Origin of the sequence: Corynebacterium sp. HMSC056E09, assembly GCF_001813425.1 — a bacterium.
GTDB lineage: Bacteria > Actinomycetota > Actinomycetes > Mycobacteriales > Mycobacteriaceae > Corynebacterium > Corynebacterium hesseae.
On record NZ_KV812513.1, the window covers coordinates 23,735 to 49,533 of the forward strand.

The 25,799-nt window shown below is 59.0% G+C and carries 25 protein-coding genes; 23 read left to right on the top strand and 2 right to left on the bottom strand.

The genetic code is table 11. The annotated features are described in order from the left end of the window. Positions 1-16: 16 nt before the first annotated feature. Entirely contained in the window at positions 17-1,324 is a 1,308-nt protein-coding gene (locus HMPREF2912_RS09535) for a class I SAM-dependent methyltransferase (protein ID WP_070683941.1), read from the bottom strand. 380 nt (positions 1,325-1,704) lie between these two features. Here HMPREF2912_RS09535 and secY point away from each other — a divergent pair, with 380 nt between their 5' ends. From secY to HMPREF2912_RS09640, 20 genes are all read left to right on the top strand, one after another. Continuing rightward, positions 1,705-3,030 carry a preprotein translocase subunit SecY gene (secY, locus tag HMPREF2912_RS09540; RefSeq protein WP_070521679.1) on the top strand — a complete coding sequence of 442 codons (1,326 nt, stop codon included), beginning with the start codon at positions 1,705-1,707 and terminating at the stop codon, positions 3,028-3,030. Beyond that, positions 3,030-3,575: an adenylate kinase gene (locus HMPREF2912_RS09545; RefSeq protein ID WP_070521676.1), complete on the top strand. Its 546-nt coding sequence runs from the start codon at positions 3,030-3,032 to the stop codon at positions 3,573-3,575. Before secY ends, HMPREF2912_RS09545 begins: the two co-directional genes overlap by 1 nt. A 14-nt stretch (positions 3,576-3,589) precedes the next feature. Next, complete coding sequence (gene map, locus HMPREF2912_RS09550) at positions 3,590-4,384, top strand: type I methionyl aminopeptidase (RefSeq protein WP_070521673.1); 795 nt, start codon at positions 3,590-3,592, stop codon at positions 4,382-4,384. Positions 4,385-4,435: 51 nt separating this feature from the next. Beyond that, a complete protein-coding gene (locus HMPREF2912_RS09555; RefSeq protein WP_070683944.1) occupies positions 4,436-5,227 on the top strand; it encodes a L,D-transpeptidase in 792 nt (263 codons plus the stop codon). A 221-nt stretch (positions 5,228-5,448) separates the two neighbouring features. Next, entirely contained in the window at positions 5,449-5,667 is a 219-nt protein-coding gene (gene infA / locus HMPREF2912_RS09560; protein ID WP_003854422.1) for a translation initiation factor IF-1, read from the top strand. Between the two features lie 185 nt (positions 5,668-5,852). Then, a complete protein-coding gene (rpsM, locus tag HMPREF2912_RS09565; RefSeq protein WP_010189542.1) occupies positions 5,853-6,221 on the top strand; it encodes a 30S ribosomal protein S13 in 369 nt (122 codons plus the stop codon). Positions 6,222-6,224: 3 nt separating this feature from the next. Further along, a complete protein-coding gene (gene rpsK / locus HMPREF2912_RS09570; protein WP_010189540.1) occupies positions 6,225-6,629 on the top strand; it encodes a 30S ribosomal protein S11 in 405 nt (134 codons plus the stop codon). A gap of 21 nt (positions 6,630-6,650) precedes the next feature. Continuing rightward, positions 6,651-7,256 (top strand): 30S ribosomal protein S4, encoded by a 606-nt coding sequence (gene rpsD, locus HMPREF2912_RS09575; RefSeq protein ID WP_010189536.1) that lies wholly within the window; start codon positions 6,651-6,653, stop codon positions 7,254-7,256. 69 nt (positions 7,257-7,325) lie between these two features. Continuing rightward, complete coding sequence (locus HMPREF2912_RS09580) at positions 7,326-8,336, top strand: DNA-directed RNA polymerase subunit alpha (protein ID WP_070521667.1); 1,011 nt, start codon at positions 7,326-7,328, stop codon at positions 8,334-8,336. 78 nt (positions 8,337-8,414) lie between these two features. Next, positions 8,415-8,894 carry a 50S ribosomal protein L17 gene (gene rplQ / locus HMPREF2912_RS09585; RefSeq protein WP_070683946.1) on the top strand — a complete coding sequence of 160 codons (480 nt, stop codon included), beginning with the start codon at positions 8,415-8,417 and terminating at the stop codon, positions 8,892-8,894. A 225-nt stretch (positions 8,895-9,119) separates the two neighbouring features. Then, positions 9,120-9,980 (top strand): tRNA pseudouridine(38-40) synthase TruA, encoded by an 861-nt coding sequence (gene truA / locus HMPREF2912_RS09590; RefSeq protein WP_070683948.1) that lies wholly within the window; start codon positions 9,120-9,122, stop codon positions 9,978-9,980. A 56-nt stretch (positions 9,981-10,036) separates the two neighbouring features. After that, on the top strand, positions 10,037-11,335 hold the full coding sequence (gene eccB, locus HMPREF2912_RS09595) for a type VII secretion protein EccB (protein WP_070683950.1): 1,299 nt from the start codon (positions 10,037-10,039) through the stop codon (positions 11,333-11,335). 198 nt (positions 11,336-11,533) lie between these two features. Then, entirely contained in the window at positions 11,534-13,606 is a 2,073-nt protein-coding gene (locus HMPREF2912_RS09600) for a Dam family site-specific DNA-(adenine-N6)-methyltransferase (RefSeq protein WP_210396390.1), read from the top strand. An 11-nt stretch (positions 13,607-13,617) separates the two neighbouring features. Continuing rightward, positions 13,618-15,606 (top strand): AlwI family type II restriction endonuclease, encoded by a 1,989-nt coding sequence (locus HMPREF2912_RS09605; protein ID WP_168166651.1) that lies wholly within the window; start codon positions 13,618-13,620, stop codon positions 15,604-15,606. A gap of 536 nt (positions 15,607-16,142) precedes the next feature. After that, positions 16,143-16,586, top strand: coding sequence for a 50S ribosomal protein L13 (rplM, locus tag HMPREF2912_RS09610; protein WP_010189505.1), 444 nt, complete (start codon positions 16,143-16,145; stop codon positions 16,584-16,586). Beyond that, positions 16,586-17,122, top strand: coding sequence for a 30S ribosomal protein S9 (rpsI, locus tag HMPREF2912_RS09615; RefSeq protein WP_070521636.1), 537 nt, complete (start codon positions 16,586-16,588; stop codon positions 17,120-17,122). Before rplM ends, rpsI begins: the two co-directional genes overlap by 1 nt. Positions 17,123-17,284: 162 nt before the next feature. Next, positions 17,285-18,628 carry a phosphoglucosamine mutase gene (gene glmM / locus HMPREF2912_RS09620; protein WP_070530775.1) on the top strand — a complete coding sequence of 448 codons (1,344 nt, stop codon included), beginning with the start codon at positions 17,285-17,287 and terminating at the stop codon, positions 18,626-18,628. Positions 18,629-18,768: 140 nt separating this feature from the next. Then, the gene (locus tag HMPREF2912_RS09625; protein ID WP_070521594.1) at positions 18,769-19,080 is read left to right on the top strand and encodes a hypothetical protein; all 312 of its coding nucleotides are present in this window, start codon (positions 18,769-18,771) and stop codon (positions 19,078-19,080) included. After that, positions 19,080-20,765: a zinc metalloprotease gene (locus HMPREF2912_RS09630; protein WP_070565021.1), complete on the top strand. Its 1,686-nt coding sequence runs from the start codon at positions 19,080-19,082 to the stop codon at positions 20,763-20,765. Before HMPREF2912_RS09625 ends, HMPREF2912_RS09630 begins: the two co-directional genes overlap by 1 nt. Positions 20,766-21,122: 357 nt before the next feature. After that, positions 21,123-21,341: a hypothetical protein gene (locus tag HMPREF2912_RS09640; RefSeq protein WP_070521584.1), complete on the top strand. Its 219-nt coding sequence runs from the start codon at positions 21,123-21,125 to the stop codon at positions 21,339-21,341. Between the two features lie 72 nt (positions 21,342-21,413). Here HMPREF2912_RS09640 and HMPREF2912_RS09645 read toward each other — a convergent pair whose 3' ends face one another. Continuing rightward, on the bottom strand, positions 21,414-22,235 hold the full coding sequence (locus tag HMPREF2912_RS09645; RefSeq protein ID WP_070597131.1) for a dienelactone hydrolase family protein: 822 nt from the start codon (positions 22,233-22,235) through the stop codon (positions 21,414-21,416). 106 nt (positions 22,236-22,341) lie between these two features. Here HMPREF2912_RS09645 and glmS point away from each other — a divergent pair, with 106 nt between their 5' ends. The 3 genes from glmS to tsaE are packed head-to-tail and all read left to right on the top strand — an operon-like array spanning position 22,342 to position 25,799. Further along, a complete protein-coding gene (glmS, locus tag HMPREF2912_RS09650; RefSeq protein ID WP_070597132.1) occupies positions 22,342-24,213 on the top strand; it encodes a glutamine--fructose-6-phosphate transaminase (isomerizing) in 1,872 nt (623 codons plus the stop codon). Positions 24,214-24,238: 25 nt separating this feature from the next. After that, entirely contained in the window at positions 24,239-25,345 is a 1,107-nt protein-coding gene (alr, locus tag HMPREF2912_RS09655) for an alanine racemase (RefSeq protein ID WP_070597338.1), read from the top strand. Further along, a complete protein-coding gene (gene tsaE / locus HMPREF2912_RS09660) occupies positions 25,335-25,799 on the top strand; it encodes a tRNA (adenosine(37)-N6)-threonylcarbamoyltransferase complex ATPase subunit type 1 TsaE (RefSeq protein ID WP_070530761.1) in 465 nt (154 codons plus the stop codon). Before alr ends, tsaE begins: the two co-directional genes overlap by 11 nt.

The following is a 25,799-nucleotide window of genomic DNA, read 5'->3' on the forward strand; positions in this document are numbered from 1 at the left end:
GAATTCCTTTAATTCTTTAGAAGCGCGAATCTTCCCACCAGCGGCGCTCGGGCACGCCGGAACGAGAACCGGCCTCACCCAGCTTGACTCCCAAGAAGTGGTACAGGTTGATGATGTTGTGCTCGAAGCCCCACTCGGAGCCGGCCATATAGATGGCCCACAGGCGCGCGGTGGGCAGGCCCACCAGAGAGCAGGCCTCCTCCCACGTCTCCTTGAGGTTCTCGCACCAATCGTGCAGAGTGCGCATGTAGTCGAAGCGCAGGGATTCCGTGTGGACAACTTCGAAGCCGGCATCCTGCATGCACTTCGTGATGGTGCCGGAGCCGGAGAGCTCACCGTCGGGGAAGATATAGCGGTCAATGAAGCCGCCCTTCGGAGTCTTGTGATTATCCGGGTAGGTGATGCAGTGGTTGAGCATCAATCCACCCGGCTTGAGCTTGCCGTTGAGGAAGCTAAAGAAGTCCGGGTAGTTCTTGACGCCAATGTGCTCGAGTAGCCCGATGGCGGAGATAGCGTCGAAGCCTTCCTCGGTGACATCGCGATAGTCCATGAAGCGGATTTCCGCGAGGTCCTCGAGACCCTCCTCCTTGATCTTGGCCTGGCCCCACTCAGCCTGCTCCTTGGAGAGGGTTACGCCGAGGGACTTCACACCGCGCTTGGCGGCGTAGCGCACCATGCCGCCCCAGCCGCAGCCGACGTCCAGGTGGCGGTCACCCTCCTTGAGCCGCAACTTGTCGAAGATGAGGCGATACTTGTTTTCCTGGGCCTCATCCAGCGTGACGTCGGGGGAGGGGTAGTAGGCGCAGGTATACGTCATCGAGTCACCGAGAAAAAGCTCGTAGAAGTCATTGCCCACGTCGTAGTGATCGGAGATGACGTCCGCGTCGCGCTCCTTGGAGTGCTTGGACAATCCCTCGTGCAGCTTGCGGCGCAGCCACGAGGCGCGTTCTACTTCCGGGACCGGCTGGATCTGGAAAGCTCCCATCGAAGCCAGGGAGCGTGCCACCCTGGCCAAGGTCTTCGCGTCCGGGCGGGTGAACTTGTCATACATGGCGTGCAGCGCATCGAAGATGCCGTAGGGGTGCGCCGGGTGCTCGCCCTCGACAGTGATGCCGTCGGTGACATAAGCGCGGGCAAACCCTACATCCCCTGGGTGAGTAGCGATATAGGCCAAGCCCTGGAGGTTGTTGATCTTGACGGTAAACTGCGCATCGGCTGGGCCGGTGGCGGAACCATCGAAAGCCTCCCAGCGGAAGGGGTTGGGGCTGGGGACGAATGCATCGATAATCTCGGCCACGGTCATTGGAGAGAATCGCTTACTCATAAAACTACATACTTCTTTCGGTTCATTGGCTGGCAGAAAAAGAACGGCTATACTCCGAGACGCCCCGGGCGTCGCGGGGGAGGTCGAAAAGACGTAGAAATCTTGTAAGGACATTGCCTTCAGACAACACAGGCAATGGTAGGCCCAATCCGGGGATAGCGCTAAGGGAGAAACCAAAAAGGGGACCTCCGGGCGGCCATGTGCGGGGCTAATGTGGCGAAAGTGGCCAAGGCTGGTAGGGTAATGGGGTCAAAAGTGTTCAACCGTTCCTATGAGATGCCTTAAGAGGGCTCTTAGCTTTTGGGAACAGATGAGATCCACCCCCGTGCGCGGCGAATTCGAACCGCACAACAAGCGCGGTAGGCCAGGAGGATTAAGTAGTGTCCGCCATTTTGCAGGCTTTTAAAGATGCCGACCTGCGTAAGAAGATCATCTTCACGCTCGTGTTGATTATCCTCTACCGCGTTGGCGCGCAGATCCCGTCGCCGGGCGTTGATTACGCCACCATCGCCGGCCGCCTTCGTGACCTCACGGAGGAATCCGGCAACCTCTACTCGGTGATCAACCTGTTCTCCGGTGGCGCGCTGCTGCAGCTGTCGATCTTCGCCATCGGCATCATGCCGTACATTACGGCGTCGATTATCGTGCAGCTGCTCACCGTGGTGATTCCTCACTTCGAGCAGTTGAAGAAGGAGGGGCAGTCCGGTCAGGCCAAGATGACGCAGTACACGCGCTACCTCACCCTGGCGCTGGCGCTTCTGCAGTCTTCGGGCATTGTGGCCCTGGCGGACCGCGAGCAACTCTTGGGGCAAGGCGTACGCGTCCTGGCGGAGGACCGTAACTTCTTCACCCTCGTCGTGCTCGTTATCACCATGACCTCCGGCGCCATCCTCGTGATGTGGATGGGTGAGCTGATTACGGAGAAGGGCATTGGTAACGGTATGTCGCTGATGATTTTCGCCGGTATTGCTACCCGCCTTCCCACCGATGGCGTCAGCATCATGCAGAACAACGGTGGCCTCGTCTTCGCCATGGTGGTCGCCGGCCTCATCGTCCTCGTCGTGGGCATCACCTTCATCGAGCAGGGGCAGCGCCGCATTCCGGTGCAGTACGCAAAGCGTATGGTTGGCCGTCGCCAGTACGGTGGTTCGTCGACCTACCTGCCGCTCAAGGTTAACCAGGCCGGCGTTATCCCGGTTATCTTCGCTTCCTCGCTGATCTACATGCCGGTGCTTATCACCCAGATCGTCAACTCCGGCTCCCCGGGCGTGTCCGATAACTGGTGGCAGCGCAACGTGATTGCGCACCTGCAGGCACCGAGCTCCTGGCAGTACATCGTCCTTTACTTCGTCCTCACCATCTTCTTCTCCTACTTCTATGTCTCGGTTCAGTATGACCCTGCTGAACAGGCGGAGAACATGAAGAAGTATGGTGGATTTATCCCGGGTATCCGCCCGGGTCGGCCGACCGCCGAATACCTGGGATTCGTCATGAACCGCCTTCTGTTCGTCGGTTCGATCTACCTGGCGCTCATCGCTGTTCTGCCGAATATCCTTCTGGACCTCGGCGTGGGCCGCGCAGGTGCCAGCGGCACTTCCGCCTTCGGCGGTACCGCCATCCTCATTATGGTCTCGGTGGCCCTGACCACGGTCAAGCAAATCGAGTCCCAGCTCCTACAATCCAACTACGAAGGACTGCTTAAGTAATGCGTTACGTACTCCTTGGCCCTCCCGGTGCCGGCAAGGGCACCCAAGCCGCCCTCCTCAGCGAAAAGCTCGGCGTTCCGCACATCTCCACCGGTGACCTCTTCCGCGCCAACATTGGTGAGGGCACCCCGCTCGGCGTCGAGGCTAAGTCCTACATCGACGCCGGCAAGCTGGTGCCGACTGATGTCACCGCCCGCATGGTGGAGGACCGCCTCAACCAGGATGACGCCAAGGACGGCTTCCTTCTCGACGGCTTCCCCCGCACCGTGGAGCAGGCTGATATTCTTGAGAAGCTCCTCTCCGACAAGGGCCTGAAGCTCGACGGCGTGCTGAACTTTGAGGTATCCGAGGACGTCGTGGTCGAGCGCATGCTCGCCCGCGGCCGCGCGGACGACACCGAGGAGACCATCCGCACCCGCCTGGGCGTCTACCGCGAAGAGACCTTCCCGCTCATCGAGCACTATGGCGATGCCATCATCTCCATCAAGGCCGAGGGCTCCGTTGAGGAGATCAACGAGCGCACTCTGAAGGCGATGGGCAAGTAGCCCGTCTTTTTGTCATGGCTTTTCGCCGACGCACTAAAACCATCCCGGCCCGCACTCCGGGCGAGCTTGATGCCATGCAGGCGGCTGGCGAAATCGTCGGCCGCGCCCTGCAGGCGGTGCGTGCCGCCTCTGCAGTTGGCGTGAGCACGCTCGAGCTCGACCACGTAGCCGAGCAGACCATTCGGGATGCCGGTGCCGTGCCCACCTTCAAGGGCTACGGCGGTTTTCCGGGGTCCATCTGTGCGTCAGTCAACGACGTCATTGTCCATGGCATACCCAGCAAGGAGATTGTCCTCGCTGAAGGGGACCTTGTCTCCATCGACTGTGGCGCCACGCTCGACGGCTGGGTGGGGGATAGCGCGTGGACGTTTGGCGTCGGCAAGCTCAGCTCTGAGGCGCAGGCGCTGAGCAACGCCACCGAATGGGTCCTCCACGAAGGGCTTAAGGCCATGGTCCCCGGCAACCGGCTTACCGACGTCTCCGCCGCCCTCGAGCAGGCCACCTACCGCGCCGAGGATAAGTTTGGCGTTGACCTGTTTATTGTTGACGGCTACGGCGGCCACGGTATCGGCCACGAAATGCACGAAGACCCCTACCTGGCCAATGAAGGCAAGGCAGGGCGCGGCCCTATCATCCAGGAGGGCTCCGTCCTGGCCATTGAACCTATGCTGGCGCTGGGCACTGAGGACAACGCCGTGCTTGACGACGACTGGACCGTTGTCACCCTCGACGGATCGCTGGCTGCCCACTGGGAGCACACCGTGGCGGCAACGGAGAATGGTCCTCGAATTCTGACGCAGCGTTACTAAAACGCAACATTCAGGTAGGAAAACCGTGGAGGAAGGTTTATACTTCTCCACATGTCTAAGATTCGCTCCTTTGTTAGCGCTCGTTCCCTACGCCGTGCCACCGCAATCGGCCTGGTAGCCGCCACTCTCTCGGTTGCCCCCGCCGCAAACGCGCAGACGGTCCCTTCGATTGATTCCCTGTCCTCCGACGTCCAATCCCAGATTGATGAGTTCGCCGGCCAGACCCGTGAGAACGCGTGGAACAGCCGCAACCAGATGCTGGAGACGCTGCAGAACGTTAACCCGCAGGCCGCTGATGCCCTGCGTCCCGTCATCGACGGTGCCATTGAACTGGTCTTCCCGGGCCTCATTGAGCAGAAGAACGCCGAGATTCGTGCGGCTCGCGAAGCTGCAGAGCGCGCTCACGCTGAGCAGGTTGCACGCGAGAAGGCTGCCGCTGAGGAGGCTGCCCGCAAGGCCGAGGCTGAGCGCCAGGCTCAGCGCTTCGATGTTGGCCCGTGCCCCGCGGATGCCCGTATCTGCGTGGATCGTGATGGCCGCCGCTCGTGGCTGCAGGATGGCAACGGCAACGTGACCTACGTTGCTCAGGGCATGTCCACCGGTATGCCGGGCCAGGAGACCCCGGCCGGTACGTTCTACATCAACCGCAAGATCAAAGACGAGATTTCTTGGGAGTTTGGCAACGCTCCGATGCCCTACGCCATGTACTTCACCAATAACGGCCATGCTTTCCATGAGGGCTCCCCGGCATACCAGTCCAATGGCTGCGTACGCCTGACCCACCAGGATGCTGTGCGCTACTGGAATGATGTGCCGATGGGTTCCAAGGTCTTCATCTACTAGAACCGCAGCGGCTAGTAGCCGACTCTCTCGCATACCTCCCGCGCCTTTGGGCGATGGGAGGTTTTATATTTGGAAAACGCGTATCCGCAGCGTATGCTTTAGAGCTGGTGTCTGTACGCAGCCAAAGTGGTTGTGGAGGACACCAGGCAGTAGACACCAAACATGCAGGTGGGGGCGTCGTCAAGCGCGGCGCGAAGAACCCCACCAGAAAAGTAGAGGTTATGGCTAAGGAAGGCGCAATCGAGGTTGAGGGTCGCATCGTCGAACCCCTGCCCAACGCAATGTTCCGCGTCGAGCTCGACAACGGGCATAAGGTACTTGCCCACATTTCGGGCAAGATGCGTCAGCACTACATCCGCATCCTCCCGGAGGATCGCGTTGTCGTGGAGCTGTCTCCTTATGACCTAACCCGCGGACGCATCGTCTACCGCTACAAGTAAAGACAGTAAGCCTCCTCACCCACGGGACGCACTTGATGCGTTCCTTTCTACCTCAGGCTGCGATGGCCTGAGCCCACGCTGCTAAGCATGCCCACAGTTCCCCGGCACGGCCCGGGGCGAAGCGTATGCGTGGCGGGGGACGGATGAGGAGAAAACCATCGTAACAACCCGAAAGGACTAGCCATATGGCACGTCTAGCTGGTGTTGACCTCCCGCGCAACAAGCGCATGGAGGTTGCTCTCACCTACATCTACGGCATCGGGCCTGCCCGTGCCAAGGAGCTGCTGGAAAAGACCGGCATTTCTCCTGACCTGCGCACCGACAACCTCGACGACGATCAGCTGTCGGCGCTGCGTGACGTCATCGAAGCTACCTGGAAGGTCGAGGGTGACCTCCGCCGCCAGGTTCAGGCTGACATCCGTCGCAAGATTGAAATCGGTTGCTACCAGGGCATCCGCCACCGCCGTGGCCTGCCCGTTCGTGGTCAGCGCACCAAGACCAACGCTCGTACGCGCAAGGGTCCTAAGAAGACGATCGCAGGAAAGAAGAAGTAACACATGCCACCTAAGACTCGTTCCGGCGCGCGCCGTGGTGGTCGTCGCGTCGTAAAGAAGAACGTGGCCGCTGGCCACGCATACATCAAGTCCACCTTCAACAACACCATCGTGTCCATCACGGACCCGCACGGTGCTGTCATCTCCTGGGCATCCTCCGGCCACGTTGGCTTCAAGGGTTCCCGTAAGTCCACCCCGTTCGCAGCGCAGATGGCTGCTGAGAACGCGGCCCGCAAGGCCATGGACCACGGTATGAAGAAGGTTGACGTTTTCGTCAAGGGTCCGGGCTCCGGCCGCGAGACCGCCATCCGTTCCCTGCAGGCTGCAGGCCTCGAGGTTTCCTCGATCACGGATGCCACCCCACAGCCGCACAACGGCTGCCGTCCGACCAAGCGCCGCAAGGTTTAAGGGAAAGGAAGAGGTAAGAAAATGGCTCGTTATACTGGCCCCGCTACCCGCGTATCCCGCCGTCTGCGCGTCGACCTGGTCGGCGGCGACATGGCATTTGAGCGCCGCCCGTACCCACCGGGACAGGCTGGCCGCAACCGCATCAAGGAATCTGAGTACCTGCTGCAGCTCCAGGAGAAGCAGAAGGCAAAGTACACCTACGGTGTGCTGGAGCGTCAGTTCCGCCGCTACTACGCCGAGGCTAACCGTCTCCCGGGCAAGACCGGTGACAACCTCGTCGTTCTGCTCGAGTCCCGTCTCGACAACGTGATCTACCGCGCTGGTCTGGCCAACACCCGCCGCCAGGCTCGCCAGCTTGTCTCCCACGGTCACTTCACCGTGAACGGCAAGAAGATCAACGTTCCGTCCTTCCGCGTTACGCAGTACGACATCATCGATGTTCGTGAGCGTTCCCAGAAGATGGAATGGTTCGAAGAGGCTCAGGACCGCCTGGTAGACGCCAACGTTCCGGCGTGGCTGCAGGTCGTTCCGGACACCCTGCGCATCCTCGTGCACCAGCTGCCCGAGCGCGCTCAGATCGACGTTCCGCTGCAGGAGCAGCTCATCGTCGAGCTTTACTCGAAGTAATCCTTCGACATTTTCATCTTTACCCCTTCTACCGGCGTCATATAGCGGGCGCCGACAAGGAGAAACTCCATGCTTATTTCCCAGCGTCCTCAGCTCACCGAGGAATTCATTGACTCGTCTCGCTCCAAGTTCGTCATCGAACCGCTCGAGCCGGGTTTTGGTTACACCCTCGGTAACTCGCTTCGTCGCACGCTGCTCTCGTCCATCCCGGGCGCGGCAGTAACCTCCATCAAGATTGATGGTGTGCTCCACGAGTTCACCACCATCAACGGCGTGAAGGAAGACGTTTCCGAAATCATCCTGAACATCAAGGGTCTGGTTCTGTCCTCCGACTCTGACGAGCCGGTGGTTATGTACCTGAGCAAGGAAGGCCCGGGTGAGGTAACTGCAGGCGATATCCAGCCGCCGGCTGGCGTGGAGATCCACAACTCGGATCTGCACATCGCATCGCTGAATGATTCCGCCAAGCTGGAGATGGAACTCGTCGTCGAGCGCGGCCGTGGCTACGTCCCGGCTGCCTCCACCTCCGGGGAAATCGGCCGCATTCCGGTCGACCAGATCTACTCCCCGGTGCTGAAGGTCTCCTACAAGGTCGAAGCTACTCGTGTTGAGCAGCGCACCGACTTTGACAAGCTGATCATTGACGTCGAGACCAAGAACTCGATTTCCGCACGCGACGCCCTGGCTTCCGCCGGTGGCACCCTGGTCGAGCTCTTCGGCCTGGCCCGCGAGCTGAACACCGCTGCAGAGGGCATTGAGATTGGCCCGTCCCCGCAGGAGACGGAGTACATCGCCGCCTACAGCATGCCGATCGAGGATCTGAATTTCTCCGTCCGCTCCTACAACTGCCTGAAGCGCCAGGAAATCCACACCGTTGGTGAGCTCGCAGAGTGCACCGAATCGGACCTGCTGGATATCCGTAACTTCGGTCAGAAGTCGATCAATGAGGTAAAGATCAAGCTGGCTAACCTGGGCCTGGCTCTCAAGGACACCCCTGAGGACTTCGACCCGACCCAGCTCGAAGGCTACGACGCAGAAACCGGCGACTTCAAAGACCCGGCTTCCGACGATTCCGAGTAAAGAATTCCACTGAATCGTGACGGCGCGACTTGTGCGCCCCGTCGCGCGCTCACTTAATCCGCACACGAGGAGTACACAATGCCTACCCCCAAGAAGGGTCCGCGTCTCGGCGGCTCCGCCAGCCAGCAGAAGCACCTGCTGAGCAACCTGGCAGCGAGCCTGTTCGAGCACGGCGCAATCAAGACCACCGACGCTAAGGCGAAGCTGCTTCGTCCTTACGCCGAGAAGATCATCACCAAGGCGAAGGCCGGCACCGTTGCTGACCGTCGCGCAGTTCTCAAGCTCATCCCGCAGAAGGATGTCGTTGCCTACCTCTTCGACGAGCTGGCACCGAAGTTCGAGAACCGTGAGGGTGGCTACACCCGCATCATCAAGCTGGACAACCGCTCCGGCGACAACGCCCCGATGTCCCAGATCTCCCTCGTTCTCGAGGAGACCGTGACCTCCGAGGCTAACCGCGCTACCCGCGCTGCTGCTTCCAAGCAGGCCGAGGAAGCTAAGGCCGAAGAGGCTGAGGCTACCGAGGCAGAGGTCGAGGAGACCACCGAGGAGAAGTAATTCTTCTTTAGGTCTTCGAAGGGCCCGCGCTCACCACGATGGTGGGGCGCGGGCCCTTGTCGTTTTCTGCGTGTCCGCGACGCACAGGGAGGGGAGCCGCACTCGATGAAGTACCGTTTGAACAAATAGTGGCTTGAAAACTGCAGTTTTTGGACCCTTATTTGTTAAAACCGACCACGGACGCAGTCTGCGCGGCACTTCTAGCGCACGGTATCATCAACCCCCATGAGGGAAAGCGTTCGCCTGCGACTGGACTTGGCCTATGACGGTACCGACTTCCACGGGTGGGCCAAGCAAAAGGGCGGCCTGCGCACTGTTCAGCAGACCGTGGAGGAGAAGCTGAGTATGGTGTTGCGCCACCCGGTAGAGCTCACCGTGGCTGGGCGCACCGATGCCGGAGTGCATGCCAGCGGTCAGGTGGCGCACTTAGATACCACACGGGCGGCGCTGGGACAGCGCAGCATTGACGGCGATCCCACCAAGCTGGTGAAGCGCTTGGCCAAGTTGCTGCCTGCCGACGTCCGCGTCCACGCCTGCACCGAAGTCCCCGCAGATTTCGACGCGCGCTTTTCCGCCTTACGCCGCCGCTACGTTTACCGCATCACCACGCATCCGCGCGGTGCTCTTCCGACTCGCGCGCGCGATACCGCGACGTGGTTCAAGCCGGTGGACCTGGAGTTGATGCAGGCCGCGGCCGATCAGCTGGTGGGGCTTAATGACTTCGTGGCTTTTTGCAAGGCGAAGCCGCACGCCACGACCATTCGCGAGCTCCTTGCCTTTGAGTGGAAGGACGTGTCGACGCCCGCGGAGCCGCAGCTCTACGAGGCACACGTGACCGCTGACGCCTTTTGCTGGTCCATGGTGCGCTCGTTGGTGGGCTGCTGCTTGCGGGTGGGGGAGGGCTCGCGCGGAGTTGACTTCGCCGCCCGGATGCTGCGGGAAGAAAGGCGGTCCTCCGAGATTCCGCTTGCCGACGCCCAAGGTTTGAGCCTTGTGGGCGTCGACTACCCCGATGCGGACCAGTTAGCCGCGCGGGCGGAGATGACCCGTGGTCGTCGCGCTGCGGAGGACACCGAGTTGGGTTAATCTAGAACCCACTGCGCCGTGGGAGGGTGGCGCTGCGATTCGGGGGGAGGATTCTCATGGCACGCGCGTTGCCAACTACCAAGGCCCAGGTGTCGGGCCACAAGTTTCTACTGCGCCGCCTCGAGCACGGACTCGTGTTCGGGGATATCCGCATGATTCATGATCCATTGAAAAGGCGCCAGCGCGCCCTGCTGGGCGGGGTAGCCGCGGTGGTCTTCTTGAGTCTTGGCTCGGGGCTCATCGCCTGGATGCAGCCGGACCCGCAACCCGGCGATGCGCCCGTCGTGCGTTCCTCCGAAGGGCAGCTCTTAGCGCTGGTCAACGGCACGTATCATCCCGTGGCTAACTTGGCTTCGGCCAGACTCATCGCCAACGAGCCGGTCGAACCGCATGTGGCAGGGGACAGCTTTTTGGAACAGATGAGCCTGGGCACCCCGCTGGGGATTGCAGACGCCCCCAACCTTCTTGCAGACGTAACTGGGCAGGAACCTGGTTGGTCGGCCTGCTTGGAAGAATCAACACAGGGCGCGAACTGGCAATCCAGCAGCCGCGTTGGCACCGTGACCGTGGTGGCGCACCGCGCTGTTGCCGGATTCGATGAAGAGCACGCCGCCGTAGTGGAATCCGATGGCACGCAGTGGCTGCTCACCGGCCAGGGGCGCGTCGTGCTGCCCGAGGCTACGAGTACACAAGGCCGGGTTCTGCGGCGCGCGTTGGGGATGACCGCGGAGACCGCCGTGTGGACCATGCCCGCGGAGCTACTCAACGCCTTTGCCGAACTGGAACCGCTGAGCTTCCCGGCCGCCCCGCCGGAGATTCTGGATACTGGTGAGCAGCTCTGGGCGCGCACGGAGCAGGGTGTTTTCTCCATCACCCCCACACAGGCGGAGATGCTGGTCGGCCTGGGCGCACAGCGTTTGCCTGCGCAGGCGCAGGAGGTGGCCGCGCTGGGCGACGTCCCACCGTCCTTCAACCTCCCCACCACCCGTGTGGACTTCCTGTCCCCTGAGCAAGGCTGGTTGTGCGCAACTCACAAGCAAGGTGCCGGAACTATGCGGCCGGTGGCGGCCACGGTGGACTTGCCGGGGGACTCGGCCGCGCAGCGTTTCGCCGGCCTCCAGGCCGGCGTGGGCGTGGACAGCGGGCACGGCTACCACGTGGTTTCCGCCACCGGCAGGCGCCACGAGCTGGCTAGCGCGGCAGAGCTTAAAGCACTGGGTGTGGGGGAACCGGAGCGGGTGCCGTGGGAGATCCTGCGGCTGCTGCCGGAAGGCTCTGCTTTGAGCCGCGCGGGCTTGGCTGACTCGTATCCCAACCAACCAGGCTCTTTGGTGTCAGCAAGGAGTACTAGTTAGGCTCTTTAGCCGAGAGTTGGAGTGCCGTGCGAAGACCTAAATAGTACTTCAACATGTAGTAAGTCTTTTTGCAGCGGGCCGATGACCACGTGGAGTACGGGCAACGGACGCTCTTAGCGCAAACAGAACGCGTGTTGATTATCGTGATGCTTGGCATCTATGATGCTATATGTCACGCGATATGGAGCAGTACTAACTATGACGACCACCTCGACGGCACTCAAGCATTCTGCCGAAATGAAGTTCTTTGAAACTCTGAAGCACGGCGAGTTTTCGAACGCTGATGAGCTTGGCGAACGCGCATTGAGAGAAATGGAACAAAAGCTTGTCGATAAAGGCGTTCGAGTCTCTCGAATAAATAATCGCCGTTATTTGGGTAATAAGCATGGGCTATCTAGCTACATTCGGGAGACTGTCGACGTGCATTGTCCGGGGGTCATGTCGATGATAGATATTTTTTCCGGTACGGGAGCTGTAGCCGACGCGTTCAAGGACAAGAACCTCATTACGAATGATATTCTTTATTCGAACTATGTCACAAATTGTTGCTGGTTTTCGCCTGATTCGTATCGTCCAAACGTAATTGTTGAGGCTATCGAACATCTCAATGCGATTGAAACCAATGAGGATAATTATGTGCGGCGGTGTTTTGCTGATACCTACTTCAGTGCTGATGACTGCTCAAAGATTGGGGTAGCGCGAGAGCTGATAGAGCAGGCCCGATTGCAACAGCTCATTAATAAACGCGAGTTCGCGATCTTACTTACTTCGATTCTGTACGGGATGGATCGTATCGCCAACACGGTTGGGCATTATGACGCTTACCGTAAGGGGGCTACCTTTGATAAACCCCTCGTGTTCCCAGTTCTTTTGCCTTCTGTAGGTCTCTCGACAAAAAATATGGGTTACAACTCCGACGCTAATGAGCTAATTGAGAAGGTTTCCGCGGATCTGTTGTATTGTGACCCGCCATATAACTCACGTCAGTACTCTGATGCCTACCACTTGCTGGAGAATATCGCGCGTTGGGAAAAACCAGAAGTGCACGGCGTTGCCCGTAAGATGGACCGAACAGCGCTAAAAAGTGCTTACAACACCGTTCGTGCAGCTGAGGCATTTAGGGATCTGGTCGCTAAAGCCGATGTGAAATATATTGTGCTTTCATACAATAATATGGCGGCGAAAGGAAACGGTCGATCTAACGCAAAGATTACCGACGAGGACATCATCGAAATTCTTTCCGAGAAAGGTGATGTCCAAATCTTTGAGCAGCCTTATAAAGCATTTAGTGCGGGCAAGTCTGAAATCTCGGGAAATGCCGAGAGACTCTTTGTGTGTACCGTGAAGCCTTCCTCGAAACCTGCTGGTGGTGTGGTCCTTAGCCCTATAAATTATATAGGCGGGAAGGGGAAGCTTGTACCACAGTTACGACCGTTATTACCCACAACTAGTCTTTTTGTTGATCTTTTTGCTGGAGGGTGTACTGTCGGTGCAAATGTAAATGCTGACAGGGTAATTTTTAACGATATAAACCGGCCGTTAGTTGAACTGATCCAATTTCTGGCTGATAATGACCCCGTTGAGACTATTTCTGCGGTCGATGAGATTAGACGAAAATACGGGTTCAGTGATACTTTTCGGAACTCCTACAACTATTACGGCGTTGATAGTTCGTTGGGTTTAGCTGGGGTAAATCGTGTGCCATTTTTGCGGCTTCGGGAATCCTATAATAAGAGGAATATTGTCGACCGTGATCCCCTGCTTCTGTATGTCTTGGTGCTATACGGGTTTAATAACCAATTGAGGTTCAATAAAAAAGGAGAATTCAATCTTCCGGTTGGTAAGCGTGACTTTAATTCGAGGATGCGTACGAAACTATTAAACTTTCATAAGCGCATAGCGACAATGGACGCCTGTTTCCAAATCGGTGACTTTAGAGACTTTGACATCGCACAAACCCCATTAGACACGGTGTTTTATTGCGACCCTCCATACTTAATTACTCAGGCCACGTACAACGAAAACGGCGGTTGGTCTGAATCTCACGAGTACGATTTGCTTTCCTTTCTGGAAAAGGTGCATGATTCGGGCCGTAGATTTGCACTCTCCAACGTTATTGAAGCCAAAGGTGCCGTAAATCGAATACTCAGTGAGTGGGTGGGTAAGCTAGCTTTCAATGTACATAACCTTTCGATGAGCTATAAAAATTCGAATTACCAAAGGGCTAACCGTTCATCGTCTACACTTGAAGTTCTGATAACGAACTACTGACAAGGGGCGCTTTGAACAACGATAATGTAAGCTTCCAGAGCTATTGCTGGGTGTTGGGCACTACAAGTTTTCGAGTTGCTCAAATGAACTTACGCATCGAAGAGCAGTTAATGCATCTTCGCAATTTTTCGCGGATGCTCGCTGACAACGGCGAGGGCTGGAAGTGGGTGGGCAACAGCGACTTGCAAAGGCGCTTTTATTACTACCTGCAGGAACATGATGCACTTGTAGGGGAAGCGCCTAGGCCTGATAAAGATGCTCGTCAGAAGACATCTGGGTTACCTACACTAGGATTCACCGACGACAATCGCGTACTCACGCCAGCTGGTCAGGAGCTCCTCAGCTGTGTCGAAGAAGGTTCTTTCGGTGTTGACAATTATTTCATGATTCCATCCGATAGTTTTATCTATCTCAAACAACTTCTGAAAACGTCCCTTTGTATCCGGGACGGTGTGCATGTCAAGCCCTATCTCGTTCTTGCTCATTTCTTGGTTGAATTTGGGTATCTATCTTTCGACGAGTTCACGTACTTGTTGCCACTGGTCGTTGATGAAGAATCTTTGCGCATCGTGAAATCCAATCTCAATGATCTGCGAAAAGGGGAGACGACCTTTGATGACATCATTGTCTCGACTTTGATGGCTAAGACGAACTACCAGGACGCTTTCACATTGTGGATGGGCCGCGAAGTTGATGAGGAATTGATCATAGCAATCGGGATGAACCGTAAAAGCCGACGGTATGACTCTTCCTATTACCCCTTTTATAAGTCGTTGAAGAAAGTCTTTGTCGACCGGGTCCAGTCTCTTAGCAGTGTTTTAGAGCTGTATGAGCGGATGAAGAAACTTAAAACCGCCAAGTACTGGAAGCAGCTTATATTTGGAAATTGTCATCCCTTAAAAATCCGCAAGGTCGGCGCTGCGGCTTTTGAATCCACGAACCCATTCACTGCAATCGCGGATGAGGTGCAGTTAAAGAAATTGTTTTTTAAATATCTCCATCTGCATAAAGCTCATGCGACATTGTCGGACTATTTTGACCTGAATCGCCGGTATTTTAAGCTCACCGACACCATCTTGTTTCGTGAGCAGACGGTGACCTTAGACTCAATTCCTGCTGCCTTTTTCTCTATTGTTGGCGACAGAATCCTTGATATCATGTTTACTCCGACCGAGAAGCTCACTAGCGCGGTAGAGCTGGCTGATATCTCGTCCATTTTTGATATTTCGGAATCGAGTTTGCTAGACGCCCTATCGTCTCAGTTTGGAACGAAGCTGGAAGCCCTTCACGAGGTCAAGGGGATTGTCCAAGATGAACGCTATGACCGGTTGCATGACTTGCTTGATAACCGATTCACCAGAAATGTCTTTATAGAACTGTTGGACTGCTTTATTGATCGCGATGATGAACGAATAAAGGAACTTGTAACCGAGGATGCGACTCCTTCCACGATTTTTGAGTATGTCTTAGCACTTATTTGGTATGAGTTCTCGGGCCGTCAGGGAGATGTTCTACGCTTTATGAAACTGTCGTTTGAAGCGGACCTTATGCCGCGAACCCATGCTCAAGGTGGTGGGGCCGACATTATATTCGAGTTTGCTAAAACCTATAACTACCCCAAGCATGATTTGCTCATTGAAGCAACCTTAGCTGACGGTACGAATGCTCGGCGGATGGAGATGGAGCCTGTGTCCCGTCATTTGGGGAACCACGTTCTCGAGACTGGAAATCAAAGTGATTATTGTGTGTTTGTCGCGCCTGAGATTGACGTCAATGTCGCCAATGATTTTAGGTCGAGGAAGCAATCTGGTTACTGGAGCAAAGAGGGTAATTATGCGCCCTTAAAGATTATTCCCATCGATATCGAACAGGTAAAGCACTTAGTGGAAAGTGAGAGTGTCTATCCGGATCTGTACGAGCTTTTTGAGAAGGCTCATAGGTCGGACGAGAATAACCCGATAAAGTGGTGTGATGAGCTTTCGGAGCTAATCTATGTTTAGCTGCGTAGTGGAGCCTCCGTTTGGTTGAACTGCCGTGCTTGGTAGAGCGCTGATGTCGGGGAATTCCAAGGCGCAAGAGGCCTTTTAAGCAGACCCATTAACAGTGCAGGGCGAAATACTGACGCTACTATTTTGAAGCTCGGGACCGTCATCTAGTGTTGGTAATAATTCGTAGTGTGCCTTCAAAATGTCAGAGGTGTTGGGGCGCCAAGCGTTGGGTTCATTCCCGCTAATGCCTGCTCCGCTGGGTAAAGGGGGTAGTTTTGTGATCCTGGATGAGGTAACGTTCATGAAATGGCTAAGTAAGATGACGTTATTGCATTCCCTTGTTCTCGGCCGAAGATTTGTGGCGATCAGCGATATCGGCGTTTTGGGTTTTCAAACTGCTGCGTACTAAAGTGAAACACCTATGTGTCCGCACCCCGTCGTTAGTGGGTGCGCGCGGGCTGCAGGTCTCCACCGGCCGCTGTATGTACCGCGTCAAGGCTTACATAGCGATGGCCGGCAGTTCCGAGACAGACTTTCAAGGAGTCATTTTGTCTACTTTCCACCCGAAGAGCGGTGACATCACCCGCAAGTGGTACGTCATCGACGCTACCGACGTGGTTCTGGGCAAGCTCGCTTCCACCGTGGCTGACATGCTGCGCGGCAAGCACAAGCCCCAGTACGCACCGAACGTTGATTGCGGCGACCACATCATCATCCTGAATGCGGACAAGATCCACATTTCTTCCAACAAGCGCGAGCGCGAGATGCGCTACCGCCACTCCGGTTACCCGGGCGGCCTGAAGTCCATGACCCTTGGTCAGTCCCTGGACGCTAACCCGGTCCGCGTTATCGAGGAAGCTGTGAAGGGCATGATGCCGCACAACAAGCTTTCCAACGCCTCCATCAAGAAGCTGCACGTTTTCGTGGGCGAGGAGCACCCGTACGCCGGCCAGAAGCCGGAAACCTTTGAGTTTAAGCAGGTGGCACAGTAATGACCGAGCAGAACATCGACAACAATGTAGCCGACGCTGCCGACATCGCTGCAGCAACCGCCGCTACCGAGGAGTTCACCAACACCATCGGTGATTCCCTGGCAACCGATACCGAGGCTGAGGTTGAGACCGCTGCCCCGGCTATCCACGAGGGCCCGATCCAGACCGTTGGCCGCCGTAAGCGCGCCATCGCTCGTGTTCGCCTCGTTGCTGGTTCCGGAAACATCTCCGTCAACGGCCGTGCCTTCGACGAGTACTTCCCGAACAAGCTGCACCAGCAGGACATCCTGCAGCCGCTGACCATCCTTGAGCGCGATGGCCAGTTCGACATTAAGGTCACCGTCAACGGTGGTGGCCCGACCGGCCAGGCCGGCGCTCTGCGTCTGGCTATCGCCCGCGCACTGAACGTCTACAACCCGGCTGACCGCCCGGCCCTCAAGAAGGCCGGCCTGCTCACCCGTGACGCTCGTGCCGTGGAGCGCAAGAAGGCTGGTCTGCACAAGGCACGTCGTGCCCCGCAGTACTCCAAGCGTTAATCTTCGCGCATTGCATTTTCGAAAGCCGCTGCTTCCCTTGTATGGAGGCGGCGGCTTTCGCTATGCGTAGGGCCTGCACAACGTGAAGCCGCGAGTCATAGACAGACATCGTTGGTGGCCCGATCTGCGGAAGCTATGGGGTAGCAGGCATAATGAACAACTATGACTCGACTTTTTGGAACCGATGGAGTTCGCGGCTTAGCGAACAAGAAGCTCACTCCGATCCTGGCCTTGCGCTTGGGACAGGCGGCGGCGGAGGTATTGACCTCGGACCGCGAGTCCTATGAGCGTCGACCGCTCGCGATTATCGGGCGCGATCCGCGCGTGTCGGGTGAGATGCTGGATGCGGCGATCGCATCGGGCTTAGCATCGCGTGGCGTCGACGTCGTACGCGTCGGCGTGCTGCCTACCCCGGCTATCGCGTTCCTCACCGATGACTTTGGGGCAGATCTCGGCGTGATGATCTCCGCCTCCCATAACCCGATGCCGGACAATGGCATCAAGTTCTTCTCCGCGGGCGGTAAGAAGCTGCCTGATGAGGTGGAGGATCGCATCCAGGCTGCCATGGGAAGCCTCACCGAAGACGGACCTACTGCGACCAAGATTGGTCGCATCATTTCGGAGGCCCCCGATGGCCGCGAGCGCTACCTCAAGCACTTGGCCGAGGTTGTCACCACGGATCTGAGCGGCATCAAGGTTGTCGTCGATACCGCTAATGGTGCTGCCTCCAAGGTGGCACCGCAGGCCTACGAGGCTGCGGGTGCTGAGGTCATTGCCATTCACAACAAGCCCAATGCTTTCAACATCAACGAGGACTGCGGTTCGACGCACATCGAGAAGACCCAGGAGGCCGTCGTCGAGCACGGCGCCGATCTGGGCTTGGCTCACGACGGCGACGCTGACCGTTGCTTGGCCGTGGATGCCGAGGGCAACGTTGTTGACGGCGACCAGATCATGGCGATCCTCGCCGTGGGCATGAAGGAAGACAACGATCTCCGCTTCAACACCTTGGTGGCTACCGTCATGTCGAACCTGGGCCTGAAGCTGGCCATGCAGGAGCAGGGCATCGAGGTCAAGGAAACCGCCGTGGGTGACCGCTACGTGCTGGAGGAGCTCAACCGTGGCGATTACTCCCTGGGCGGCGAGCAGTCCGGCCACGTGGTGTTGCCGGATGACTGCACCACTGGTGATGGCACTCTGACTGGCCTGTCCATCATGGCGCGCATGGCGAAGTCCGGGAAGTCCATCAAGGAGCTGGCCTCCGTGATGACGGTATTGCCGCAGGTGCTCATTAACGTTCCGGTGTCCGATAAAGCCGTCATTCTTAAGGCTCCTGAGGTCAAGGAAGCTATCGCTGCCGCCGAGTCGGAGCTTGGAAACACAGGCCGCGTTCTGTTGCGCCCGTCCGGCACGGAGGAGCTCTTCCGCGTCATGGTGGAGGCTGCTGAAGAGGAGCAGGCGCGCAAGGTGGCGGGCAAGCTCGCTGCGGTTGTTGCTGCAGTCTAGTTCTACGCACCCACGCTAAACCCCGGGCCATGTGGCCTGGGGTTTCGTGTTTTGTGGGTGATGGGGGAACCGGAGGGGAGGTTTCTCAGTCCAATAAGGGCAGGAATCACTGTTTGTTGTGGACGAGAAGGAGGGCGCTCATGCCCGACGTATTTTTTGATGAGGACGAAGCCACGCGGCTTCTCGACGCCGTCGTGGACCAAACCCGCGCCCAAAGTGACGCGCATCGTGGGGACAGACCGAACTTTCCCGCGTCATCCGCGGGCAGGGACTTCGGCGGGCATGGGGCGCAGATTCAGGCGTTGCTGAGCCAGCTGCATGAGCGCGGAGCGTGGCGGTTGGACAACATATCGGCCACAGCGGATGCTGCACGCGCACAGCTGCGTGCCTTCGGGGAGATCGACCGTGGTCTTTCTAGCCAGCTTGGTGAGCAGGAAGTGGGGATGAACTGATGTCCACGATGGTCAAGTCACTTTTGGGTGATTATTCACAGGCGGTGTCCCAGTTCCAGGCCGCTAGCTTAGGCGGCTACTCCGGACCCAGCACACCTATTGGTTTGTTGGGAGACATGGTGGGCTCGGTCGATGGGATAAAACCGGATGACCTGGTGAGCAGTACCGCATCGGCGATGGGCGCTCGGCGCCCGCGGCGTGGCGGCAATGGTTTGCGAGATTTCCTTTTAGGAACGGTCCTATCGCTGGCCGGGGGAGCGCTCATGGATCACCTGCGCGGCGTGCAGGATGACTTTGAGAAGGAGAGAGACGAAGCCGATGACCTGGTGGAATCCGCGCAGCAGTGCTCCGAGGCCATCGAGGATGTGGTCGATGTTTCCGATTCTGCGGTGGCAGAGCTCATTTCCGCGGTAATTCCACTGCTCAACATCCTGACGATGCTATTGCAGCGGCATCCTCTGGGAAAGGTCATCGTCCCTGAGATAGCGCGCATTGGTGGGGGCCTGATCGATCAGACGAATGACACTATTACGCAGACCTGCCGGGACCGCGATACTGCCATCGAGAATTGCTATGGCGAGTTTGAGAGGCGTTGTTCTGAGGTGTGTGAGCGCGAGCTTCCGGAGACCCCGCCGGAACCCGAATGTGGCTGCGAGGACAAACCGAAGCAGTGTGCGCAACCTGCGCCTGAGCCTTGTGCGCCGACGAAGCCAGCCCAGTCCACTGAACCTGTTGCGCCAGCGCAGCCTTCTCCCGCACCGGCTTCTTCCACACCTGCCCCGCCACAGCAACCGGTTGAGCAGGGGGTTGAAAAACCGGTAGCGCCACCGGAGGAACCGGCGCCGACTCGTCCCGCTGCGGCGCAGGAAAAAGAGTGCCCACCGGATGAAGAGAAGCCACAGCCGGCGAAACCGAGCCAGCCTCCAAGCACACCAACTGAACCCGTAGCGCAGCCCAAGCCGGAATCCACTGCGCCAGAAGCGCAGCACACACCGTGCGGCTGCCATGCGGAGAAAGAAGCGCAGTCCTGCAGTTGCAGTGAGCAGCAACGTGAAATAGAAACCACGAAGCCAGCCGATGCAGGGGTGGAGAGTCCCACCGAACCCGTGCAACAGAAGGTGATTGACTGCCCGGAGGATGTGGAGCCGGTGGCTGAGGAGAAGGAGTGCCCTGAGGAACCGGTAGAAGGTGAAGACTGTGAGGCGCCAGAGCAGCCACCAGTTGCGGAGCCGGGTGAGTGCAAGCCTGAAGAATCCTGCTGCGGAAGCTTGGGAATCCTCGGCGTAGGGGTTGCCATCCTGGGGCTGGGCCTCTTGGCCGAGGCGGCTGTGGACTTCATCGAAAACCTGCCGGAGCCAGAACCTGTACCGGAGCCGGTGCCTGAGCCAGAGCCCGAACCCCAGCCAGAACCAGAGCCCTGTCCGCCGCCTGCGCCGGAACCTGCTCCTGACAATGGTGTTACGCCGCCACCGCCGGAGCTGAACAATGTCCCGGAGCCAGAAGCACCGCCGGAGAAGCTTGCACACATGCAAGCAGCGGAAGCACCGGTGCCAGCACCGGATCCTGCGCCAGCACCCGCATCCGAGCCAGCGCCAGCTCCCGCAACTGAGGCCGCACCAGACATAGCGCCGCAAGAAAGCTCCGAGACATCGTCTGTACACGCACGAAAGGCAGGGCAGTGGTAATGCCGCACAATGATTTTGATGAGTTCGCCCGCGGATTCCGCGAGCGCACAGCCGCACGGCTACTGGAATTTGAGAAAGCCATGGCTAAGGCACAGGATGAGCTGGAAAGATCTGCGCAGCGCGCGGCCCAAACCCAAGTGCACCCGGACCCACAGAGGCGAAGCCCAGCCGCCAGGGGTGTAGGGCACGGCCAAAGCCAGGGGCAGGGGCGGGGCCGCCCGCGCGGTCAAGTGCAATCGGTGCTCAGGCGCGGGTGACACGGAAACCGGGAAACTCCTCTGTGCGCCAGCAGCCCCAGGTGCTACCGTGGCGTGAGTAATCGCTGTACGTATCAACCAGGGTTTGGAGGAAGACCGCATGACAGTTCCTTGGCTTTATGACGTCTTGTGGGGCGTTCTTCCCATGCTGTACCTCTTGGTGGCTTTTGTTGTGCTTGGCATTGAGATTAAATACGACAGAGAAATGGCCCACATAAAACTGTGGACAGCCGCTCAGTTGCTTCTGCCGGGCATTGCACTTATCGCTTGGCTTTTCATTGAGGTTCCTCGGTTAAAACGACTAAAGCAGGACGAATAAACGATCGTCCTGCTTTAGTCGGAGCACATGTGCGCCTTGCGGTGCTAGCTCGTCGAAACCACTCCTGTCGTGCTAGAAACCAGCGCGCTTGGTGAGGTCTTCGCCGACGAAGCTCTCGACGCCCTTGGCGGAGGCGTCGGCAGCCGCAAAGTCGTCGTACTTGGATTCGCCAGCGAGGGTGGACAGGAAGAAGCCAGTGACAAGGCCGCGGGCAGTTTCGACTGCGGAACCTTGGAAGAAGCCGGAGCCAAGCGCCAACTTGAAGAGCTTGTCCTCGCTGAAGCCGGACTGCGTGCCCTTAGCAATTTCGCGGTAAGCCACCGGACCGCCCCAGGCGTTGGCCAGCTTCGCGGGGTTTCCCGCGCGGAAGATATCATCTTGGCCCGCGCCAATAACGAGGCCGCGTGCCTTCACTGTGTGTGCGGCCTGAACCGCGGACGGGGAAGTATCGGCGGGGTAGAGGGCCGCGACGGCGCGGACCTTCGGGTTATCCACGGCAGCCAGGGTAGCCACGCCGCCGCCCATGCCGTGGCCAAAGACACCCAGCTTGGAAGCGGAGACCGAAATCTTGCCAGCGCCCAGCCTGACGCCGGCGGCAATTTGCAAGGCCGATTCGAGGTCGGCAGCCAAGTCGCGGTGCTTGGCAAAGACGCCCGTCTCCGTATCCGGAGCAACCACTACGATGCCCCAGCTGGCCAAGTGGCGCAGGGTGGCGTGGTAGTCCTTGATGCTCTTCGTCCAGTCGTGGGCAAACGCCACGGCGGGCAGGCCCTTGCCCTCAACCGGGGTGTACACCTTGCCCTCAAGCCCTGCATAAGACAGGTCTCCGACGAGGACGCGGTGCGGGCCGCGCTTAGACAACGTACCGAGATGCTTCTTCAAATTCGCAGACACGCTTTACAGAATAGAGGAAAGAATAAGCAAAGCGGTGAACAGTGCGGGAGATTAAGTAGGATCCTTGCGATTCGGCATGTTAAATCATGCTGTAAAATTTCGACCTATGTGTGGAATCGTTGGATACATTGGCCATAACACCGATGGCCGTGAGTACTTTGCCCTAGACGTTGTGCTGGAGGGCCTGCGTCGACTGGAGTATCGCGGCTATGACTCAGCAGGCGTCGCAATGTACGCCGATGGCAAGATCGGCTGGCGCAAGAAGGCCGGAAAGGTCGCCGCGCTGGAAGCCGAAATCGCCGCGCGTCCGCTTCAGGATTCCGTCCTGGGCATCGGGCACACCCGCTGGGCCACCCACGGTGGCCCGACCGATCTGAACGCCCACCCGCACGTAGTGGATGGCGGCAAGCTCGCCGTTGTTCACAACGGCATCATCGAGAACTTCGCCGAGCTCAAGACCGAGCTGGAGGCCAAGGGCCACAACTTTGTGTCCGAGACCGACACCGAAGTTGCCGCCACCCTCCTGGCGGATGTGTTCCACAACGAGGCCGGCGGGGACCTCACCAAGGCCATGCAGCTGACCGGCAAGCGCCTGGAAGGCGCGTTTACCCTCTTGGCTATCCACGCCGAGCAGGCAGACCGCATCGTGGCCGCGCGCCGCGATTCGCCGCTGGTTATCGGCCTGGGTGACGGGGAGAACTTCCTGGGTTCGGACGTCTCCGGCTTCATCGACTACACCAAGTCCGCCGTGGAGATGGACAACGATCAGGTCGTCACCATCACCGCGGATGATGTCGAGATCACCGACTATGACGGCAACCCCGCCCAGGGCAAGCCCTTCGAAATCAAGTGGGACGCCGCCGCGGCCGAAAAGGGCGGCTTCAACTCCTTCATGGAGAAGGAAATCCACGACCAGCCAGCCGCCGTGCGCGATACGCTGCTGGGCCGCCTCGATGAGACCGGCAACCTGGTCCTCGATGAGATTCGCATCGAGGAGTCGGTGCTCAAGTCCATCGACAAGATCATCGTCATCGCCTGCGGCACCGCCGCCTACGCAGGACACGTCGCGCGCTACGCCATCGAGCACTGGTGCCGCATCCCGTGCGAGGTGGAGCTGGCACACGAGTTCCGCTACCGCGATCCGATCGTCAACGAAAAGACCTTGGTTGTGGCCCTTTCCCAGTCGGGCGAGACCATGGATACCCTCATGGCCGTGCGCCACGCCCGCCAGCAGGGCGCCAAGGTGATTGCCATCTGCAACACCCAGGGTTCCTCCATCCCGCGCGAGTCCGACGCCGCCTTGTACACCCACGCCGGCCCGGAGATCGCCGTGGCTTCCACCAAGGCCTTCCTGGCGCAGATCACCGCGACCTACCTGCTGGGCCTTTACCTGGCACGCCTGCGCGGCAACATGTTCTCCGATGAGGTCAACTCCGTCCTCGAGGATCTGCGTGATATGCCGGATAAAGTCCAGGCAATCATCGACAACGAGCAGCAGGTCTACGACTTGGCCAACGCCATGGAGAACACCAAGTCGGTGCTCTTCCTGGGCCGCCACGTCGGCTTCCCCGTCGCGTTGGAGGGCGCGCTCAAGCTCAAGGAGATCGCCTACCTGCACGCTGAGGGCTTCGCCGCCGGCGAGCTCAAGCACGGCCCCATCGCGCTCATCGAAGAGGGCCAGCCGGTCTTCGTCATCGTGCCTTCCCCGCGCGGCCGGGATTCCCTGCATTCCAAGGTCGTCTCCAATATCCAGGAGATCCGTGCCCGCGGTGCCATCACCATCGTCATCGCGGAAGAGGGCGACGAAGCCGTCGAGGCCTACGCCAACCACATCATCCGTATCCCGCAGGCGCCGACGCTCATGCAGCCTCTGCTTGCCACCGTGCCGCTGCAGATTTTCGCCTGCGGTGTAGCCACCGCCAAGGGCTACGACGTGGACCAGCCGCGTAACCTTGCGAAGTCGGTGACCGTCGAATAGCGCCGCACCCTTAAGTGGCACAATGGTGGGCATGTTGAAAACCACCGTTGACCTCAACGCTATTGCCCACAATGTCGCTCGCGTGAAGGAGGCGGTGGCCCCGGCCCGCCTCATGTGCGTGGTCAAGGCGGATGCCTATGGCCACGGCATCGAGCGTTGCGCCCCGGTCATGGCGAAGGCGGGGGCGGACGCCTTCGGGGTGGCCACGCTGGCCGAGGCCGTGGCGCTGCGGAAGGTCATTGACACCCTCCCCATCGCTGCCTGGCTGTGGGAGCCGACGGAGGACCTCGCCCCGGCCCTAGCCGCCGGAATCCAGATCGGCATCCCTTCTTTGGCGCACGCGCAGGCGCTCATCGCCGCCACTGATGCGCCCACCGAGGTCTTCGTGATGGTGGAGACGGGGATGCACCGCTCGGGCGTCGACAAGCACGCGTGGGAGGAGACCTTCCGCCTGCTTGCCGACGCCCCCCACATCACCGTCCTGGGCCTCATGTCCCACTTTGCTTGTGCGGACGAGCCGGAGCACCCGCACAATGATCATCAAGAATCGGAGTTCCGCCAGGCCCTAGCGCTTGCCCGTGAGGTCGGGCTTGAGTGCCCGCTGAACCATCTTGCCAACTCGCCCGCGGCCTTGACCCGCCCCTCGGCGCGCTTCGAGCAGGTGCGCGTCGGGCTGGTCCTGTATGGGCTCGAACCGGTGGCCGGGCGCGACCATGGGCTGAAGCCCGCCATGACGTGGGAAGCGTCCGTCGTCGCGGTGAAGCCGATTTCGGCGGGGGAGTCCACCTGCTACGGCCTGACCTGGACTGCGGATAGCGACCGTCAACTCGCCACCGTCAGCGTGGGCTATGCCGATGGCCTACCGCGAGCCTTTCAAGGGGCGCTGCAGGTAGGGATCGGCGGCGAGCTCTACCCGCAGGTAGGCAGGGTCTGTATGGACCAGATTGTCGTCGACCTTGGGGCCAATCCCCACGGTGTGCGCGCCGGGGAGACAGCCGTTATCTTTGGCCGTGGCGGCATGAGCGCTACCGAGCTGGCCGAGGCAGCCGGGACCATCAACTACGAAGTACTGTGCCGCCCTACCGGGCGCACCCAGCGCACATACCGCGAAGGAGCTAGCGATGCGCAGTGATTTTCCACACGAAGGACACCGCGAGGCGGCCACTCCGGAGGATGCTCAGGCCTTCGGCGAGGAGCTGGGCGCGGCTTTAGAGGCCGGGGACCTGGTAATTCTTGATGGTCCCCTGGGCGCCGGGAAAACCACCTTCACGCAGGGTATTGCCCGCGGAATGCAGGTGAAGGGGCGGGTGACCTCGCCGACCTTCGTCATTGCGCGCGAGCACCCCTCGCGCGTGGGCGGGCCGACGTTGGTGCACGTGGATGCCTACCGCCTCTTGGATCATTCAGAGGATCCGTTGGGGGAGCTGGACAGTCTAGACTTAGACACCGAAATAGAGGACGCCGTCGTCGTCGCCGAATGGGGCGGGGGCTTCATGGAGCGGCTATCTGACTCGTACCTCGCCGTTACAATCAACCGGGATTCGGACGATGACGTCCGCGTATTCACATGGAAATGGGTGAATTAA